This window comes from Streptomyces sp. NPDC020489, from assembly GCF_044386545.1.
Lineage (GTDB): Bacteria > Actinomycetota > Actinomycetes > Streptomycetales > Streptomycetaceae > Streptomyces.
Genome location: NZ_JBIRUZ010000006.1, coordinates 251218 through 269114 on the forward strand (window position 1 = coordinate 251218; position 17897 = coordinate 269114).

General features: G+C 71.7%; 14 protein-coding genes. 7 read left to right on the forward strand and 7 right to left on the reverse strand.

Annotated elements, in window-relative coordinates; translation table 11 throughout:
* Window positions 1-46: 46 nt before the first annotated feature.
* Window positions 47-895: a MerR family transcriptional regulator gene (locus ACH41F_RS18255; RefSeq protein ID WP_398836556.1), complete on the forward strand. Its 849-nt coding sequence runs from the start codon at window positions 47-49 to the stop codon at window positions 893-895.
* On the opposite strand, the gene ACH41F_RS18260 is transcribed toward ACH41F_RS18255, so the two are convergent.
* Complete coding sequence (locus ACH41F_RS18260) at window positions 896-2755, reverse strand: MFS transporter (protein WP_398836557.1); 1860 nt, start codon at window positions 2753-2755, stop codon at window positions 896-898. It abuts the gene before it with no gap.
* 248 nt (window positions 2756-3003) lie between these two features.
* Complete coding sequence (locus tag ACH41F_RS18265) at window positions 3004-5481, reverse strand: serine hydrolase (RefSeq protein ID WP_398836558.1); 2478 nt, start codon at window positions 5479-5481, stop codon at window positions 3004-3006.
* A gap of 874 nt (window positions 5482-6355) precedes the next feature.
* On the opposite strand from ACH41F_RS18265, the gene ACH41F_RS18270 reads away from it, so the two are divergent.
* From ACH41F_RS18270 to ACH41F_RS18280, 3 genes are all read left to right on the forward strand, one after another.
* Window positions 6356-7111, forward strand: a complete 756-nt coding sequence (locus tag ACH41F_RS18270; RefSeq protein ID WP_391234282.1) for a GPP34 family phosphoprotein — start codon at window positions 6356-6358, stop codon at window positions 7109-7111.
* A 333-nt stretch (window positions 7112-7444) separates the two neighbouring features.
* Window positions 7445-8302 (forward strand): Scr1 family TA system antitoxin-like transcriptional regulator, encoded by an 858-nt coding sequence (locus tag ACH41F_RS18275; RefSeq protein ID WP_391234280.1) that lies wholly within the window; start codon window positions 7445-7447, stop codon window positions 8300-8302.
* Between the two features lie 230 nt (window positions 8303-8532).
* Window positions 8533-8724 carry a DUF397 domain-containing protein gene (locus ACH41F_RS18280; protein WP_391234278.1) on the forward strand — a complete coding sequence of 64 codons (192 nt, stop codon included), beginning with the start codon at window positions 8533-8535 and terminating at the stop codon, window positions 8722-8724.
* A gap of 111 nt (window positions 8725-8835) precedes the next feature.
* Here ACH41F_RS18280 and ACH41F_RS18285 read toward each other — a convergent pair whose 3' ends face one another.
* Window positions 8836-9675, reverse strand: a complete 840-nt coding sequence (locus ACH41F_RS18285; protein ID WP_391234276.1) for a hypothetical protein — start codon at window positions 9673-9675, stop codon at window positions 8836-8838.
* Between the two features lie 77 nt (window positions 9676-9752).
* Here ACH41F_RS18285 and ACH41F_RS18290 point away from each other — a divergent pair, with 77 nt between their 5' ends.
* Both ACH41F_RS18290 and ACH41F_RS18295 read left to right on the forward strand, forming a co-directional pair.
* Entirely contained in the window at window positions 9753-10538 is a 786-nt protein-coding gene (locus ACH41F_RS18290) for an SDR family oxidoreductase (RefSeq protein ID WP_391234274.1), read from the forward strand.
* A gap of 127 nt (window positions 10539-10665) precedes the next feature.
* Entirely contained in the window at window positions 10666-12249 is a 1584-nt protein-coding gene (locus ACH41F_RS18295) for a sodium:solute symporter family protein (protein WP_391234272.1), read from the forward strand.
* A gap of 83 nt (window positions 12250-12332) precedes the next feature.
* Here the strand turns inward: ACH41F_RS18295 and ACH41F_RS18300 are convergent, their stop codons facing one another.
* Window positions 12333-13451, reverse strand: a complete 1119-nt coding sequence (locus ACH41F_RS18300; protein ID WP_391234270.1) for an ADP-ribosylglycohydrolase family protein — start codon at window positions 13449-13451, stop codon at window positions 12333-12335.
* A gap of 118 nt (window positions 13452-13569) precedes the next feature.
* Between ACH41F_RS18300 and ACH41F_RS18305 the strand changes: the two genes are divergently transcribed.
* On the forward strand, window positions 13570-14082 hold the full coding sequence (locus tag ACH41F_RS18305) for a DUF2165 family protein (RefSeq protein ID WP_391234268.1): 513 nt from the start codon (window positions 13570-13572) through the stop codon (window positions 14080-14082).
* Here ACH41F_RS18305 and ACH41F_RS18310 read toward each other — a convergent pair.
* The 3 genes from ACH41F_RS18310 to ACH41F_RS18320 all read right to left on the reverse strand — a co-directional run bounded on the left by ACH41F_RS18310 (window position 14059) and on the right by ACH41F_RS18320 (window position 17872).
* Window positions 14059-14604, reverse strand: coding sequence for a hypothetical protein (locus ACH41F_RS18310; protein WP_391234266.1), 546 nt, complete (start codon window positions 14602-14604; stop codon window positions 14059-14061). The genes ACH41F_RS18305 and ACH41F_RS18310 overlap by 24 nt on opposite strands.
* Window positions 14605-14653: 49 nt before the next feature.
* Complete coding sequence (locus ACH41F_RS18315; protein WP_391234429.1) at window positions 14654-15217, reverse strand: hypothetical protein; 564 nt, start codon at window positions 15215-15217, stop codon at window positions 14654-14656.
* 69 nt (window positions 15218-15286) lie between these two features.
* Window positions 15287-17872 carry a bifunctional FO biosynthesis protein CofGH gene (locus tag ACH41F_RS18320; RefSeq protein ID WP_391234264.1) on the reverse strand — a complete coding sequence of 862 codons (2586 nt, stop codon included), beginning with the start codon at window positions 17870-17872 and terminating at the stop codon, window positions 15287-15289.
* Between the last annotated feature and the right edge of the window lie 25 nt (window positions 17873-17897).

The window sequence follows — 17897 nt, forward strand, 5'->3', positions numbered from 1 at the left end:
CCCGTCACCGGGCGGACGTCGCCGTCCGGTGACGGAGGATGAACCGGTGACCGACGACCTGCTCACCATCGGCGCGTTCGCCGCCCGCTCCCGCCTGTCGGCCAAGGCCCTGCGGCTGTACGACCGGCTCGGCCTGCTGTCCCCGGCCCATGTGGACGAGGCCAGCGGCTACCGCTACTACCGCGCCGAGCAGGCCGAGCGCGCCCGGCTCGTGGCGCTGCTGCGGCAGCTGGACATGCCGCTGGCCCGGATCGCCGAGGTGGTCGAGGCGGGGGGCGTCGAGGGCGCCGAGCGGCTCGCCGCGTACTGGGCGGACGTCGAGGCGCGGGTGGCGGGGCAGCGGACGCTCGCCGAGTACCTCCGTGGACGACTGTCGGGGAGGAGCTCCGAGATGTACGGGAAGTTCGTGGTGGAGACGGTGGACCTGCCGGAACGGGTGGTGATCACCGAGAAGCGGCACATCCTGGCGGACGAGCTGCCGACGTGGATCGGCGCGTCCCTGGACCGCCTGGTGGCGGCCTCGCGGGAGTGCGGGGGCGTGAGCGCGCCGCCGTTCGTCGTGTACCACGCCGAGGTGTCCATGGAGAGCGACGGCCCCGCCGAGGCCTGCGTCCCGGTCGCCGACGAGAGCGCGGCACGGGCCTGGGCGGACGGGCCGGGGCGGACCCGGGGGACCGCGCTGCGGGTCGACCCGGCCCAGCGGTTCGCGTACACCCGCATCACCAAGGCCCAGGTCGCCCACCCGCAGATCCTGGCCGCCTTCGAGGCGGTCGAGCAGTGGATCGCCGGGCAGGGCCTCGAACAGGCGGGGCCCTGCCGGGAGATCTACTTCGCCGACTGGGACGCGGCGGGACCGGACGACGCGGTGTGCGACGTGGCGTTCCCGGTCGGGTAGCTACTTCAGCTCGTCCGGACAGGGCGTGCCCCGCGGCAGCTGGTACGGCGCCGCCAGCCGGTACGTGCCCGCCTTCGGGGCCAGCAGCTCGGTCCACCGGTCGCCGTGGACGTCCTCCTCGGTCTCCGTCAGGCAGCCGTTGACGTTGTCGTACGTCTTCGGCTCGCCGTCGGCCCGGTCCTTGGACGCCTCCGTCTCCCGGGGGCCCTCCAGGCTCTGGCCGTCGGCGTCGACGATGCTCAGCCACGGCGAGTAGGGGATCCGGATGAGGATCCGGCCCGGCTCCCTGACCTGGAGGGTCATCTCACCCTGCGCGGCCCGGTCGACGACCGCGTTGGGCTCGGCGAGCGGCGTCGGGTCGGTCACCTGGAACAGCTGCCAGTTGGCGTCCCCCCAGATCTGCTTCAGATACGGCATCCCGCGCTGCACCAGCGCCCGCTCGCGCTCCCCGCCGTCGTCGGGCTCGTCCTTCGGCAGGACCACGAAGTGCACGGCCCAGCGCTTGAGCCACTCGTGGTAGTTCGCCGAGTTCAGGGTGTCGTCGTAGAAGAGCGGGTTGCGCTTGATGTCGGCCTGGCGGTTCCAGCCGCGGGCCAGATTGACGTACGGGGCGAGCGCGGAGGCCTCGCGGTGGGAGGCGGCCGGGACGACCTCGACGCGGCCCTTCTCGGCGCCGACCTCCTGGAGCTCGTTGACGAGCGGGGCCAGCTCACGGGCCCAGGAGGCGGCCGGGGTGGTGTGGACGACGTCGTCGACCGACTTGAAGCCGATCCAGCCGGTGAACACGGCGATGGACAGGGCGATCGCGTACCACTTGCGGCTGCGCGGGACGGCGTAGGGCAGCGCCGCCACCAGGGTGACCCCGGCGAACAGCATGGGCAGCCGGGAGATGTTCGTGCCGATCTGGGAGCTGATCAGCCAGACGAGCAGGACCCCGAGCGCGTAGACCCCGGCCGTCAGCCGGACCGTCTTCCATCCCTTGGGGACGAGCACGCAGACCAGCACGCCGTACAGGAACGGCAGGATCACCGAGCCGATCTTCATGGGCTGGGTGCCGGAGAACGGGAACAGCCACGCCGAGACCGCCACCACCGCGCTCGGCGCGAGCCCCAGCGCCCAGGCGCCCGGCCGCCGCTTCTGGAGGAACAGCGCCGCGGCCACCAGCCCGACGAAGAGTCCCGCCACCGGCGAGGCCATCGTGGCGAGCGCGGCCAGCGGCGCCGCGCACAGGGCCTTCGCCCACCGCTTGTAGCGCCAGCGGTGCGGCCAGCAGAACACGACGGCGACCGCGCCGAGCGCGAACACCGTGCCCAGACCGAAGGTCACCCGCCCGGAGGCGGCGTTGCACAGGAACGCGAAGACCCCGGCGAGCGCCGCCCACAGCGGGTTCTTCACCGACCTGCTGCGGATGAGAACCATCGTCAGCAACCCGGCGGAGATCGTCCCCGCGATCATCATCGTCGTACGGACCCCGAGGACCGACATCAGATACGGCGAGACCACGCTGTACGACACCGGGTGCATCCCGCCGTACCAGGCCAGGTTGTACGCCGAGTCCGGGTGCCGGCCGACGAACTCCGCCCAGGCGTCCTGGGCGGCGAGGTCGCCGCCGCTGTTGGCGAAGGTGAAGAACCAGACGATGTGCAGAACGCCGGAGAGCGCGGTGATCGACAGGACGGGGTGTCTCAGCAGCCGCTCACGCAGAGCGAGGAAGGCGGTGTACGCCGCCGACTGCTGTCGCTGCTGGGCGGGAGCGCTCTCGCGCTCCGCGCCGTCACGCGGCGCGGGCACCCGTATTCGCGGGCCCGCTCCCGGGTCCGGATCGGCGTCGTCGGCGCGTGTCGGCTCGGCTGTGGCCACCTTCAGGCACTCCCCGTGTCCCGTCTTCTTTTCTCGGCCCCGTCCCGTTCCGGCCATGTTCACGGCCGCGTCACCGGGACCGGCGACCTGCCCCGATTCGTGACGCTAGCACGCTCCCCCGCTCTCGGCCTCGCCCGAGCGTCAGGGCCCCCGTCACCGACGGGCGCCCTGACGGGTACCCGGGTGATGGGGTGCCCACGACCTCTTCGCGGCGGTTTCGCCGTACGCGTCGGCCGCCGCCGTACGGGTCAGGTGATGCGCGTGAGCTTGGCCGCGAAGCCCGGCTCGACGAGGTCCTCCTGAAGCGCGACCGGCACCTTCACCGCACCGGCGGAGGCGTCACCCACGGTGAGCGTGCCCACCTTGGTGCCGGCCTCGGCGCTGTGCGGCACGTCGTCGCCCGCGAACGTCAGCTTGACGGTGAGCCCCGACCAGCCGACGGCCGTGACGTCCTTGGTGGCGATCACGGGGGTCCGGCCGCCGAGACCGTCGTCGACGTACCCGACGACCTCGCCCTTCTTGATGATCGTCGAGGACTTCAGCGCGTCCTGCGCCGCCCGGATGAGCTGGTCTCCGGCCGTCAGCGCGGCGCTGAGGATGGTGTTCTCCACGCCACCGGCGGGCTGCCGGATGACGGCGCCGACGATCGTCCGGGTCTCCCCGTTCACGTCCTTCTTCGCGGCGAAGACGAGGTTGCCGAGGGCGGAGGTGGTGGTGCCGGTCTTGATGCCGACGACGTTGTTCTTGCCGACGAGCTGGTTCCAGTTGGAGTGGTTCTCGCCCTTGTAGTCGTCGTACGACATCATCGCGGCGACCTCCCGGAACGCGGGGTACTCCATCGCCTTCTTGGCGAGCTTCACCTGGTCCACGGCGGTGGAGACGGTGGTGTTGTTCAGCCCGGAGGGGTCGGTGTACGTCGTGTTCGTCATCCCGAGGTCCTCGGCGGCGGCGTTCATCTTCTCCACGAACGCCTTCTCCGAGCCGGCGTCCCAGCGGGCCAGGAGCCGGGCCACGTTGTTCGCGGACGCGATCAGGATGCTCTCCAGCGCCTCGCGCTGGGTGATCGAGTCACCGGCGGTCACCTTCACGGTCGACTCCTGGCCGGCGTTCTCGCCCTGCTGCTGCGCGGCCTGGTCGACCTTGATCTTCGGACCGGCGGCGCCGCTCTTCAGCGGGTGGTCGCGCAGGACGAGATACGCCGTCATGACCTTGGCGACACTGGCGATCGGCACGGACTTCTGCTCGCCGGAGGAGCCGAAGCTGCCGATGCCCTGGACGTCGAGGGCGGCCTGTCCGTCGGCCGGCCACGGGATGTCGACCTTGCCGCCGTCGAAGGAGTAGCTGTCCTTCGCGGTCAGCTCCAGAGTCGGCGCCGGGAGTGGGCGCACGGACTGCACGATCGCGAACACGACCAGGACGAGCAGGACGAGCGGCGTCCAGATCTTGACCCGGCGGACGGTGGTGCGGAGCGGGGTCTCCGGGGGCGGCGGGGTGTTGGTGAGCTCGGCCAGCAGGTCCAGCGGCGGCTTCGGCGGCAGGGGCTGCTGGGTGGTCCGCTCGGGTCCGACCTGCGGGACAGAGGCGGTCATGTCGGGCTTCAGCGCGACGAACTTGCTGGTGCGCTCGGCGGGCTGCTCGACGGGACGCGGGCGCTGCGCGGGGCTCTGAGCGGGGCTCTGGGCTGCGCCCTGGGCGGGGCTCTGAGCTGGGCCCTGGGTTGGGCTCTGAGCTGGGCTCTGGGTGGGCGGCAGCTTGAGCATGGTGGTGGGCTGGTCCACGGGCGCCTCGGCTGCGCCGTCGCGCTTGTCGTCGCTCCCACCCGCACCACCCGCGCGGCTCTCGTCGTCACCTGCGGGTGGCCCCTGCGGGGCGTCCTCGCCGTCGGCGGCTTGCGGAGCGGGGGTGACTCGGGGGGTGAGGGTGGGGGTGTCGGTGGGGGGCTTGGCGGTGCGCTTGGCTGCGGGCTGGGCGGGGGTGGCGGCGGGTGCGGCGGGCTTGTCGGCGGCGGGGGCGGTGGCGGTGGTGTGGTCGGGGGTGGCGTCCTCGACGTCGGCCGTCTTGTCGGCGGGCTCCGGCACGGCGTCGGCCACGCGGTCCTCGGGCTCGGCGTCCGCGCCGGGCCTCACGGCGTCGGTCACCCGGTCCGCGGGCACGGGGCCCGCGCCGGGCTTCGCGGCGTCCGCGACCCGGTCCTCGGGCTGGGCAGACTCCGCCACGCCGTCCTCGGGGTCGGTGGACTCCGGCCCGGCGTCGGTCACCCGGTCCTCGGGCTCGGCGTCCGCGCCGCGCTTCACGGCGTCGGTCACCCGGCCCTCGGGCTCGGGGCCCGTACCGGGCTTCGCGGCATCCGCGACCCGGTCCTCAGGGTCGGCGGACTCCGGCACCGCGTCGGCCACCCGGTCCTCGGGCTCGGGGCCCGAGTCGGGCTCTACGGCGTCGGTCACCCGGTCCTGGGGCTCCGCGCCCGCGTCGGGCTTCACGGCGTTGTCCGGCCGCTCAGCGGTCTCGGCGGCCGCGGCCTCGGCGCGCGGGTCCGACGTCGGCGCCGGGTCCCCGGTCCGCACCCAGGCGGCCACCGCGGCCCGCAGCCGGGCGTCACCCGCCGGCTCGGCCTTGGCACCCCAGGAGCCGCCCGTGGCGGCCTCCCCGGCACCCTTGGTGGCATCGGCGGCGCGCGTGCGGCCGGCCGCCACGGCATCCCCCGCGTTTTCGGCGTCAGCCGTCACGGCCGCATCGGCGTCACGCGAGCCGTCAGCGCCCTCGGCCGCGTCACGCGGACCCCCGGCGCCCTCGGCGTCACGCGAGCCGCCGGCACCCTCGGGGTTCCCGGCAGCACCGACTCCGGCCCTACCGGCACCCTGGGCGCCCCCAGCCGCGTCAGCATCACGCGAACCGTCAGCATCCTCAGCGTCACCCGCTACGGCCCCTCGGGCGCCCCCAGCCGCGTCAGCGTCACGCGAGCCGTCAGCGCCCCCAGCCGCGTCACGCGAACCCTCGACATCACGCGAGCCGTCGGCACCCTCGGGGTCCCCGACAGCGCCCGCCCCGGCCCTTCCGGCGCCCCCGGCGTCACGCACCCCGGCCCCTCCGGCGCCCCCGGCGTCACCCGAACCCTCGGTACCCCCGGCCGCGCCGGTGGCCTCCGGGGGCTCCCCAGGGCCCGGCTCCGCTGCCGCGCGGGCCTTTGCCACGTCCTGGGTCGAGAAGACCCGCGTGGCCGTGTCGACGGCGCGGCGCGGTGTGGGCCGGTCCGTTTCGCGGGCGACCGCCAGGCGGGGGTCGCGTACCTCGCTCCGGGCCTCGGGAACCGGACTCGCGCTCCCCGACGTCGGTTCTGCCGACGACTCGCGCTGCTTCGACCTGTCGGGGGACTCGCCCGCCACCGATGCCTCCTAAACCGTGGACCGTCTGAACCGCCGTGCCCTGACAGTGCTCCCCCGCGCTGTCCGAACCATGTACCAGTGTCCCGCTGTGAGGGCTTGGCTCCTGCGGTAGACGAGAACGACATACCTACTGGTTCCACTACAAACAGGTCACGCACCCTCGACAGACCAATGTGAGAGGGGTCACCCTGTCTTTCATCCACGCGGGGAGGCATGGATGGGCAGGAGCCGCAGAACACTTCCGGAGGAGCTTCTGCTGCTGGCGTTGGACCCGGCCACGGGTACCACCGCACAGCCGCAGTCGCTCGACCTCGGTCTGGCCGGAGCACAGCTAGTGGAGCTGGCGCTGGCCGGACGGATAGCCCCTGACGGGGATCGTATCGCCGTGGTGTCCCCACGGCCGACTGGAGATCCGACACTGGACTGCGCGTTGGAGTTGCTGCGAAGGCGTGGCGCTCCGGTGCGAGCCGTCCACTGGATCGGCGGGCCGCGTCTCGGGCTCCGCCAGACCTACCTCTCGCATCTGGAGCGGTGCGGCATGGTGCATGCCGTGGCGGGCCAGATGTGCGGAGTGCTGCCGACGACTCGCTACCAGGCGAGTCAGACCGAGATCAGCCGGGAGATCAGAGCCCGGCTGGACTCCGCGATCCGTACCGGTGTGCCACCGGACCCGCGGACCGCGGCGCTCGCCGCCCTGGCGCACGCGGTCGGCCTCGGCAAGCACCTGTATCCGGGCAACGAGGGTCGCTCCTCGCGGTCCCGGCTGCGGGATCTGATCAGGCACGACCCCATGGGCGGTCTCGTCGCGCACGCCGTGATGGACGTCCAGAACGGCGTGGCGGCACAGCCCCGCCGCAGCCCGGCCCCGGCCGGCCGTCCGGCCGGACCAGGCGTCAGGCAGGCAGCGGAGCCCGCTCGCGGCGTTCCGGTGCAGCCGCACCGCGGTTCCATGGCGCGTGTCGTGGCCCACTGAGCCGCGGCACCACGACACGAGCGACCACAGAGCCGCAGTACAGGCACCACCGCACCACACGCACCTCCGGCGTACCCCAGACCCGGTCACGGGAGCCGCTGGTCCGCGCGGGGCGGCGGGACCGTGTGTCCGGACGACACCACGGCCTCGCCGCCCCGCGCGGCTTTTCGTGCCCGCGGGGCCCCAACTGCCTTCCGATCACGGCGAACTGGCGTCTGTGCTGCGCATATCCACGGTTTGCCAGCGGTAGAAAGCCCTGTGGTGGCAGTCTGCTCAACAGCAGATACGCATAGTGGCAGTTCTTGATGGCACGCAGCCGGAGGTGCACGTCCCGTGGCGTCCAATGTCAATCCCACCGTCAGGCGACGCCGGCTCGGCCAGGAGTTGCGCCGGCTCCGTGAACTCAAGGGCATGACGGCCGAAGAGGTGGCCGAGCGGCTTCTGGTCTCGCAGTCGAAGATCAGCCGGCTGGAGAACGGCCGGCGCAGCATCAGCCAGCGCGACGTCCGCGACCTGTGCGGGGTGTACGAGGTCGAGGACCACCGGATCGTCGACTCCCTGATGCAGATGGCCAAGGACAGCCGCCAGCAGGGGTGGTGGCACTCCTTCGGCGACATCCCGTACAGCGTCTACATCGGGCTGGAGACGGACGCCGCGAGCCTGCGCGTGTACGACCCCCAGGTGGTCCCCGGTCTCCTCCAGACCCGTACCTACGCGGAGTCGCTGATCTCGGGCGCGCTGCCCGAGGCGACGGCGACCGACATCGACAAGCGCGTCCAGGTGCGGCTGCGCCGGCAGGAACGTGTCTCCGCCGCCGAGAACCCGCTCCGGCTGTGGGCGGTCCTGGACGAGGCGGCACTGCGGCGCGAGGTCGGCAACCGGCAGGTGATGATCGAGCAGTTGGAGCATCTGATCGAGATGTCTCAGCTGCCGCACGTCACGGTGCAGCTGATCCCGTTCACGATGGGCGCGCACCCGGGGGTCAGCGGGCAGTACGCGATCCTGGAGTTCCCCGACGCCGCCGATTCCAGCGTGGTCTACATCGAGGGCGTGACGAGCGACCTCTACCTGGAGAAGGCGCAGGACGTGCAGAAGTACAGCGTCATGTACGAGCACTTGCGGGCACAGGCCCTCAATGCGGACCAAAGCCGCGAGTTCATCTCCAGCATCGCGAAGGACTACGCGCGCTGAGCCACTCCGCCAGGGAAGGCGCCGAAAGGTACACCTTCGCCTACCCGTGATGGAAGACCCCACTGGAATATGCCACCCGCCCGGGTGAATACTCCCTCCGCTGCCCGATGTTGGCGAGTAGCGTCGATCACGCCATCGGATAACAACCTTGGCGCAAACCCGTGCCGTGCGGATCAAGACAACCGCGCGCCACGGCGACAGCAACTCAGCAACTGGCTATCGGAGCGAAAATGGCAATCAAGCAGGGCGCCGCGGACACGTGGGTCAAGTCTTCGTACTCCCAGGGCAACGGCGCGTGCGTGGAGATCAAGTCCCCTGTCCTGTCGGCGATGGCCGTCCGGGACTCCAAGGTCCAGAACGGCCCCACACTGGCCTTCCCCGCGGACGCGTGGAACGCCTTCGTCGGCTCGGTGAAGGCTTAGCCGATCGAGTGATCGAACAGCACCACACAACTCCACAAGCACCATCGAAGAGCCCTCTCGTCGAGCTCGCCGTCCTTGCCGAGGGGGCTCGGCTTGTGCCCGGGGGCGGGGCTACCGCAGCCGGTCCACGTAGGTGTCCGTGCCGGGCAGCGTCGGGATGAACGGCGCCACCAGTTCCACCCGCCCCAGCCCGGCCTCCTCGACCGGCTCCGCCAGCCCCGTGAAGTACGCCTCCCAGCAGTCCCGCGGATCGGCCTCCAGGAACCACAGCAGCGTCAGCCGGGTGTCGACGCCCTCGACCTGCTTCACATAGGTCATCCGGTCCCCCGGCAGCGGTGTGGGCCGGAAGACCGTCACCATCGCCACCGGCGACCCCGCGACCCGCCGGGGCAGGTGCCGGGTTCGCAGCCACTGGAGCAACTCGGCCCGCTGCCCGGCGGATTCGGCGTCGATCACCTCGACGACCAGCCCCGCGTAGGGGTGGTCGAGGGCGTGGAAGTCGCGGGGGCCCACCGCCCCGTCCCGGTACACGGTCGTCTCGTGGTCCTGGAAGGCCGTGAAGACGTGGGTGCGGTCCTGGTAGACCCGGGCGTCCCGGTTGAGGCGCTTGTTGATGCCGACGGTCCACTTCATGTGGTCGTCGTAGCGGCCCTCGGTGATCCAGTACGTCGAGAGGTAGCACCCGGCGGTGACCGGTTGCGCGACCGCCGACTTCTCCGGGTAGCGCAGGAGTTGGAGGTCGCGGGTGGCGACCCAGCGGCGCCCGGCGTACATCCAGGGCATCGCCATCGCGCCGGCGTAGTAGTGGTCGTCCTCGTACCAGCGGTTGTACGCGTACTCGTGGCCCGGGTGCGGCTCGACCATGGTGATGAGCGCGTGGCCGGGGTGGACGCCGTACGGGCCCACGGCGGCCAGTTCGGCGTAGGTCTGACTGCGGGTCTCCTCGCTCATGCCCTTCCCCTTCCTGGGTGGCTCGCCCATACTCTGACGCCCCGTCAGATAGAGCGCCAGAGCCAGGGAGGGCCCATATGTCACTGCTCACGGGCAAGACGGTCGTCGTGTCGGGCGTCGGCGCCGGACTCGGCCACCAGGTCGCCGCGGCCGTCGTGCGGGACGGCGGGAACGCCGTGCTGGGGGCCCGCACCGAGGCCAACCTCGCCAAGAGTGCGGGCGAGATCGATCCGGACGGGGCGCACACCGCGTACCGGCCGACGGACATCACCGACGAGCAACAGTGTCTGGCGCTGGCCGAGTTGGCGACCGAGCGGTTCGGGCGGATCGACGCGGTGGTCCATGTGGCCGCCTGGGACAGCTACTTCGGGGGCCTGGAGGACGCGGACTTCACGACCTGGCAGTCGGTGATCGACGTGAACCTGCTGGGCTCGCTGCGGATGACCCGGGCGTGTCTGCCGGCGCTGAAGGCGGGGGGCGGCTCGGTCGTCTTCATCGGGACGCAGTCGGCCGTGGCCGCCCCCTCGCAGGTGCGGCAGGCGGCGTACGCGGCGTCGAAGGGGGCGCTGACGAGCGCGATGTACTCCCTGGCCCGGGAGCTGGGCCCGCACCGCGTCCGGGTCAACACCGTGCTGCCGGGCTGGATGTGGGGGCCGCCGGTGCAGGCGTACGTGCGGTTCACCGCCCAGGCCGAGGGCGTGGGCGAGCCGGAGGTCCTCGGCAGGCTCACCGAGCGCATGGCCCTGCCCGATCTCGCCACGGACGGGGATGTGGCGGACGCGGCGGTGTTCCTGGCGTCGGATCGGGCGCGGGCGATCACCGGGCAATCCCTGCTGGTCAACGCCGGGGAGCTGATGCGCTGAGTTCACATGGATGAACCAGAACCATCATGCCGAATACTTTTACCTCCCCTTGACCTTCCGCTGGCTTGTCGTGTTCACGCGGCAGCGCCCACGATGAGCGCCGGGTCGAACCCCTGGGAGGACGCACATGAACGGTCTCGACTGGGCCGTGCTCATCGGCTATTTCGGCGTGATGGTCGCGATCGGCGTGTGGTCGCACAAACGCGTGGACAACGTCAGCGACTTCTTCACCGCCGGCGGCAAGATGCCCTGGTGGCTCTCCGGCATCTCGCACCACATGTCGGGCTACAGCGCGGTGATGTTCACGGGGTACGCGGGCATCGCGTACACCTACGGCGTCACCTCCTTCGTGACGTGGTCCTTCCCCATCGCGCTCGGCATCGCGATCGGTTCGAAGCTGTTCGCGCCGCGCATCAACCGGCTGCGCTCACGCCTCCACGTGGCCTCCCCGCTGGAGTACCTGAAGAACCGCTACGACCTCAAGACACAGCAGGCGCTGGCCTGGTCCGGCATGCTGCTGAAGATCGTGGACGTCGGCGCGAAGTGGGCCGCGATCGCGACCCTGCTGTCCGTGTTCACCGGCATCTCCCTGAACCAGGGCATCCTCATCACCGGCACCATCACCGCCGTCTACTGCACGATCGGCGGCCTGTGGGCGGACGCGCTGACCGAGCTGGGCCAGTTCGTCATCCAACTCCTCGCCGGTGTCGCGATGTTCGTCGCCGTGGTCGCGGAGCTGAACGACAAGGGCATCGGCTTCCTCGAGGCCTGGGACCGCCCGGAGCTGGAGGGCCACGGCGAGCCGCTGGTCGGCCCCTACGGCACCGTCTTCCTCCTCGCGTTCCTGTTCATCAAGCTCTTCGAGTACAACGGCGGCATGCTCAACCAGGCCCAGCGCTACATGGCCACGGCGAGCGCCCACGAGGCCGAGCGCTCGGCGCGGCTGTCGGCGATCCTGTGGCTGGTGTGGCCGGTGGTCCTGTTCTTCCCGATGTGGATGTCCCCGCTGCTGGTGGAGTCCCAGAAGCCGGACGGCTCCGACTCCTACGGCCTGATGACCGAACAGCTCCTGCCGCACGGTCTGCTGGGCCTGGTGATCGTCGGGTTCTTCTCCCACACCATGGCGATGTGCTCCTCCGACGCCAACGCCATCGCGGCCGTCTTCACCCGTGACTGCGTCCCGGTGGTGTGGCAGCGCGCCCGGACGTGGAGCGAGGGCCAGGGGCTGCGGGTGGCCCGGGTCGCGACCGTGGTCTTCCTCGGGCTGTCGATGGCGGCGGCGACCCAGGTCAACTCGCCCGCCTTCAAGGACATCATCACGGTCGTCATCAAGTGGGTGGCCGGGCTGATGGGCCCGATGGCCATCCCGATGATGCTGGGCCTGCTGCGCCCCTTCCGCCGCTCGGGTCCGACGGCCGCGCTCACCAGCTGGTCGCTGGGCCTGCTCACCTTCTGGCTGGTCAACTACCCGATCAACTGGAACGTCGACGGCGGCGTCCCGTTGCAGTACCAGGTCTCCATCCCGCTCGCGGTGTCCCTGGTGCTCTACATCCTCGTCGGCTTCCTCAAGCCGGAGGACACCCCGGAACGCCTCGCGATCATCGAGAAGATCAACACGGACGACGACGGGACGGGCTCCGCGGCGGCCGCGATCCCGGCGCCCGCGGGCGGCGTGGAGGACGCGGTGGGCCGTACGGCGGTGAAGGACTGACGGACCGCACGGGCCCCGGGGCGCACCGGCCTCGGGGCTCCCGCGGTCCGGCGCGGTCTCGCGCGGGGCCCGGCACCGGGCGCTCAGGCCCGTGGGTACCGGGCCAGCCATCCCGGGGCCGCGCCCGCCGGGCCGTGCAGCGCGGGGCCCTGGGTCATCTCCATGGCGAAGTCGTCGGCCAGCGCCAGGATCGTCGGCCGCCCCTCCAACTCGGCCAGCCAGGCCGGCGGCAGGGCGGTCTCGCCGTGCAGGGCGCCGAGCAGGCCGCCGGTGAGGGCACCGGCCGCGGCGGAGGGGCCGGCGTGGTTCACGGCGAGGCAGAGCCCGTGGCGGACGTCCTCCCCGACGAGAGCGCAGTACACGGCCACCGCGAGCAGTCCCTCGGCGGTCGTCGCCTCCCCCAGGAGCTCCTCCACCCGCTCCGGCGAGGGAATGCCCTGCCGTACGGCACCCAGGGCGTGCTGGAGGGCGTCCGAGACGGTCTGGTGCCCCGGCCGGGCGGCCAGCAGCGCCAGCGCCCGCTGCACGGCCCCGTCGAGGCTGTCGCCGCGGGCCAGCGCGTGCACGATCACGGCGTACGCCCCGGCGGACAGGTACCCGACCGGGTGCCCGTGCGTCTGCGCCGCGCACTCCACCGCGAGCTGGACGACGAGCTGCGGCTCCCACCCGACGAGCAGCCCGAACGGCGCGGACCGCGCGGCCGCCTCCGGTCCCGCCTCACCGGGGTTCTTGGGCAGCTCCAGGGTCCCCATGTGCTCGTCGCCCAGCCCGACGAGCAGCGCGCGGGCGGGGTCGCGCCGGGCGTAGAGCCACTCCTCCCGGGCCAGCCATCCGTCGTCCTTGCGCCGCTCGTCGGGCCCCCAGTCCCGCTGGGTGGCGGCCCACCGCAGATACGCCCGGTGCAGATCGGTCGGCGGGTGCCAGGCTCCGGTGTCCCGCCGCACCTGGGCGCGGATCAGCCCGTCGACGGAGAAGAGGGTCAGCTGCGTGAGGTGGCTGACGGTGCCGCGCCGGCCGTACCCGAACCCCAGGTCGACCAGGCCCTCGGAGCCGTACTCCGCGCGGATCTCCTGCAGGGCGAGGCCGTCCACCGGCGCGCCCAGCGCGTCCCCGACGGCGACCCCGAGCAGCGCCCCGCGCACCCGGCTGCGGAAGTCCTGCTGCTCGGCCCGCCCCCACACGGCCCCGGCTGTCGCACCCACTAGACCTCCCACGGCGACCGTCCGTACGTACGACGCTCAGCACTGTATGCGAACGCGGTGGACATTCTGGCTCGATGGGGGCGGCGTACCGCGGGCCCCGCCGGGAAAAATGGTCGCCATGGCCACGACATCCTCACGCAGCGCACTGCACCTCACCAGCACCCTGCTCACGGCGACCGTCGCGCTCTACATGGCTCTGGTCGCCTTCGGGAACATCACCGACTTCGGCACCAACCAGGCGTTCGTGCGGCACGTGCTCGCGATGGACACCACGTTCAAGGACGACGACCTGATGTGGCGGGCGATCACCAGCCGGGCACTTCAGGACACCGCGTACGTCGCGATCATCGTGTGGGAGACCCTCGCTGCGCTGGTGCTGGGCTACGGCACCTGGCTGTGGTTCCGGCGCGACGACGCACGGGCGCGCCGGTTCTCCACGTACGGCCTGCTGATGGTGATGCTGCTCTTCGGTGCCGGGTTCATCGCGATCGGCGGGGAGTGGTTCTCGATGTGGCAGTCGCAGGACTGGAACGGGCTGGACGCGGCGCTCAGGGTGTTCGTGCTGAGCGGGGTCGTGCTGCTGGTCGTGCAGCTGTCCGGGCGGGACTCAGCTCATCAGTCCGAGGCGTGAGCGGCGGCGCCGGATCTCGCTCATGCGGTCGCGGACGTGGTCGGCCGGCAACTCCTCCGCCAGGCGGGCCAGTTCCTCGAATATCGTCATGTAGTTGCCGCCGCCCGTCTCGCCTCGAAGCTCCCGTTCCCGCTCCACGAACGGCCGGACCGCCTTCCACACCGAGATGATCCGGGTCCGCAGGATCGTCACCAGCAGGGTGTCGTCGAGCAGCCCGAAGACGGCGAGGTTGGCGAAGGACTGGTAGTAGTACACGACGCCGAAGAAGGCCTGCTTGGCCTCGTCGGGCAGCCCGCGCACGCCGTTCGCCGGGTCCTGCTCCGCCCCCAGCCGCAGGCACACGTAGTCGTGCTGCTCGTGGAACTCGGCGGACCGGAACTCCGCGAGCAGGTCGATCACGACCGATATGTGGTTGGCGTGGTGGGCTATGCGGGCCTGCCGCGCGCTGAACACCACGGAGGTCACCACGGCGACGAGGGCGATGGCCGTGGTCGCGACGTTGAAGACGACGGAACTGTCCATCCGGCCACCGTACGGAGCCGTGCGGGCCGGTGGGGGCCACTTGAGGGGCCTACTCGACCACCACGACACTCGTGCCGGTCGCGCCGAACGTCCACAGCGCCGCCCCGTCCGCCTTCTTCATGCGGATGCCGCTGGTCCGGGTGCCGGAGGCGACGGCCGGGGGCGAGGAGCCGTCCACGGCGTTGGAGAAGGCGACGGACAGGCCGGACTTGCTGGCGAAGTAGACGATGTGCTCGATCTCGACGCCGTCGGAGCCGGTGGTGGAGTCCCGGCGGACGTCGACCTTGTAGTCGCCGGGGTCCGGGCTCACCGTGCCCGGCCACACCGGGAAGGTGCGCCGGGCCGCGTCGCTCGCGTCGACCAGCCAGACCCGCTTCTCGCCGAGCGAGTAGACGATCCGGCGGCCGGTGCCGGAGTCGTCCGGCACCGCCGTGGAGGAGGGCTTGGGGGGCGACGCCGAGGGCTGCGCGGACGCCGACGCGCTCGGGCGGGCGGCGGCCGTGGCCTCGGGCTTGACGCCCTTGTCCGCCTGGACGGTCAGGGCGACGACCACTGCTATCGCCCCCACCGTCAGACCGGTCACCCAGACCTTCGGGGCAGGCACGGCACGTATCTCCTCAGCTCACCGACAGCGTCGGATCATCGTACTGCCGTGCGCCCGCCCTCTTGGTCGCCGTCCGCGTCAGTCCAGCACCGGCAGCAGCTCCGGCAGATGCCCGTCCGACACCGCCGCCGCCCGCCGGCGCTCCTCGGGCACCTCGCCGTACAGCGTCGTGCGCGGCCGGGCGGGACGGCCCGCCGCCTGCGCGACCGCGATCAGGTCCTTGACCGACTTGTAGGAGCCGTACGACGAGCCCGCCATCCGCGAGATGGTCTCCTCCATCAGCGTGCCGCCCAGGTCGTTCGCGCCGGAGCGCAGCATCTCCGCCGCGCCCTCCGTGCCGAGCTTCACCCAACTGGTCTGGATGTTGGGGATGTACGGGTGCAGCAGCAGCCGCGCCATCGCCGTCACCGCCCGGTTGTCCCGCATCGAGGGGCCGGGGCGCGCGATGCCCGCCAGGTACACGGGTGCGTTGGTGTGGATGAACGGCAGCGTGACGAACTCCGTGAAGCCGCCGGTGCGTTGCTGGATGCCTGCCAGGGTGCGGAAGTGGCCCAGCCAGTGCCGGGGCTGGTCGACGTGGCCGTACATCATCGTCGAGGAGGAGCGGATGCCGAGGTCGTGCGCGGTCTCGACGACCTCGATCCAGGTCGCCGTCGGCAGCTTGCCCTTGGTCAGGACCCAGCGGACCTCGTCGTCGAGGATCTCGGCGGCCGTGCCGGGGATGGAGTCCAGGCCCGCCTCCTTGGCCGCCGTCAGCCACTCGCGGATCGACATCCCGGTGCGGGTCGCGCCGTTCACCACCTCCATCGGGGAGAAGGCGTGCACATGCATGCCGGGGACCCGCTTCTTGACCGCCTCGGCGATGTCGAAGTACGCCGTCCCGGGCAGGTCGGGGTGGATCCCGCCCTGCATGCAGACCTCCACCGCGCCCACCTCCCACGCCTGTTGGGCGCGGTCGGCGACCTGGTCCAGGGAGAGCGTATAGGCGTCCGCGTCCGTGCGGCGTTGGGCGAAGGCGCAGAAACGGCAGCCGGTGTAGCAGACGTTGGTGAAGTTGATGTTCCTGGTGACGATGTACGTCACGTCGTCGCCCACCGCCGACCTGCGCACGTCGTCCGCGATCCGGGTCAGGGCGTCCAGCGCGGGCCCGTCCGCGTGCAGCAGCGCCAGCGCCTCGGGATCCGTCAGCCGCGTGGGGTCGTCGGCCGCCACCCGCAGCGCCTGCCGTACGTCGGTGTCGATCCGCTCCGGGACCATCCCGGGCGCGGCCGCCTCCCGCAGGGCGCCCCAGTCGCCGTAGACCTCGTCGAAGTCGTCGCGGCGGTCGGAGGTGCGGCCCTCGGTGTCGATGGCGGAGTGCAGGTCCGTACGGCCGGACGCCACGAAGACCTCCTCCGGCTCCTGCCAGGGCAGACCCTGCGGCAGGGCCTCGGAGCGGGCCAGGCCGGTCTCCGGGTCCGCCAGGGCGCGGACGTGCGGCAGCAGCCGGGGGTCCAGCCACGGCTCGCCGCGCCGCACGAACTCCGGGTACACGCACAGCCGTTCACGCAGCTGGAAACCGGCCGCGGCCGAGCGCTCCGCGAGCTCCTCGATCTGCGGCCAGGGCCGTTCGGGGTTCACATGGTCGATCGTCAGCGGGGAGACCCCGCCCCAGTCGTCGATGCCGGCGCCGATCAGCCGCTCGTACTCGGAGTCGACCAGGTTCGGCGGGGCCTGGAGGCAGGCCGAGGGGCCCATGATGTGCCGCGCCACGGCCACCGTCGCGACCAGTTCGTCGAGTTCGGCGTCCGGCATGCCGCGCATCGCGGTGTCCGGCTTGGCGCGGAAGTTCTGGATGATCAGTTCCTGGATGCCGTGGTAGGCGCGGGACACCCGACGCAGCGCGAACAGGGAGTCCGCGCGCTCCTCGTACGTCTCCCCGATCCCGATGAGCAGGCCGGAGGTGAAGGGGACCGACGAGCGGCCCGCGTCCTCCAGCACCCGCAGCCGGACGGCGGGCTCCTTGTCCGGGGAGCCGTGGTGCGGGCCGCCGGGCTGCGACCACAGCCGCTCGGCCGTCGTCTCCAGCATCATGCCCATGGACGGCGCCACCGGCTTCAGGCGCTGGAAGTCCGTCCACGACATCACGCCGGGGTTCAGGTGCGGCAGCAGGCCGGTCTCCTCCAGGATGCGGATGGAGATGGCGCGGACGTAGGCGATGGTGTCGTCGTAGCCGTGCGCGTCGAGCCACTCCCGGGCCTCCGGCCAGCGGTCCTCCGGCTTGTCGCCGAGGGTGATCAACGCTTCCTTGCAGCCCTGCGCGGCCCCGCGCCGGGCTATGTCGAGGACCTCGTCCGGCGACATGAACATCCCGTGCCCGGCACGGCGCAGCTTGCCGGGCACGGTGACGAACGTGCAGTAGTGGCACTTGTCCCGGCACAGCCGGGTCAGGGGGATGAAGACGCTCTTGGAGTAGGTGATGACGCCGGGGCGGCCGGCCGCCTCCAGGCCCGCGTCACGGACCCGGGCGGCGGACGCGGTGAGGTCGTCGAGGGCCGCGCCGCGCGCCTGGAGGAGGACCGCCGCCTCGCCGGCGTCGAGGGCCACGCCGTCACGGGCACGTTTGAGGGCGCGACGCATGGAGTTCTCGGTCGGGCCGGTTCCGGGGGTCGCGGAAGTCGTCATGACGTCGAGCATACGGACGGGCTCC

Bases quoted from the DNA above. Each gene is read 5' to 3' on its own strand.
- ACH41F_RS18270 (WP_391234282.1), top strand. From the start codon at position 6,356: ATGGGCAGGAGCCGCAGAACACTTCCGGAGGAGCTTCTGCTGCTGGCG.
- ACH41F_RS18280 (WP_391234278.1), top strand. From the start codon at position 8,533: ATGGCAATCAAGCAGGGCGCCGCGGACACGTGGGTCAAGTCTTCGTAC.
- ACH41F_RS18285 (WP_391234276.1), bottom strand. From the start codon at position 9,675: ATGAGCGAGGAGACCCGCAGTCAGACCTACGCCGAACTGGCCGCCGTG.
- ACH41F_RS18290 (WP_391234274.1), top strand. From the start codon at position 9,753: ATGTCACTGCTCACGGGCAAGACGGTCGTCGTGTCGGGCGTCGGCGCC.
- ACH41F_RS18295 (WP_391234272.1), top strand. From the start codon at position 10,666: ATGAACGGTCTCGACTGGGCCGTGCTCATCGGCTATTTCGGCGTGATG.
- ACH41F_RS18305 (WP_391234268.1), top strand. From the start codon at position 13,570: ATGGCCACGACATCCTCACGCAGCGCACTGCACCTCACCAGCACCCTG.
- ACH41F_RS18310 (WP_391234266.1), bottom strand. From the start codon at position 14,604: ATGGACAGTTCCGTCGTCTTCAACGTCGCGACCACGGCCATCGCCCTC.
- ACH41F_RS18320 (WP_391234264.1), bottom strand. From the start codon at position 17,872: ATGACGACTTCCGCGACCCCCGGAACCGGCCCGACCGAGAACTCCATG.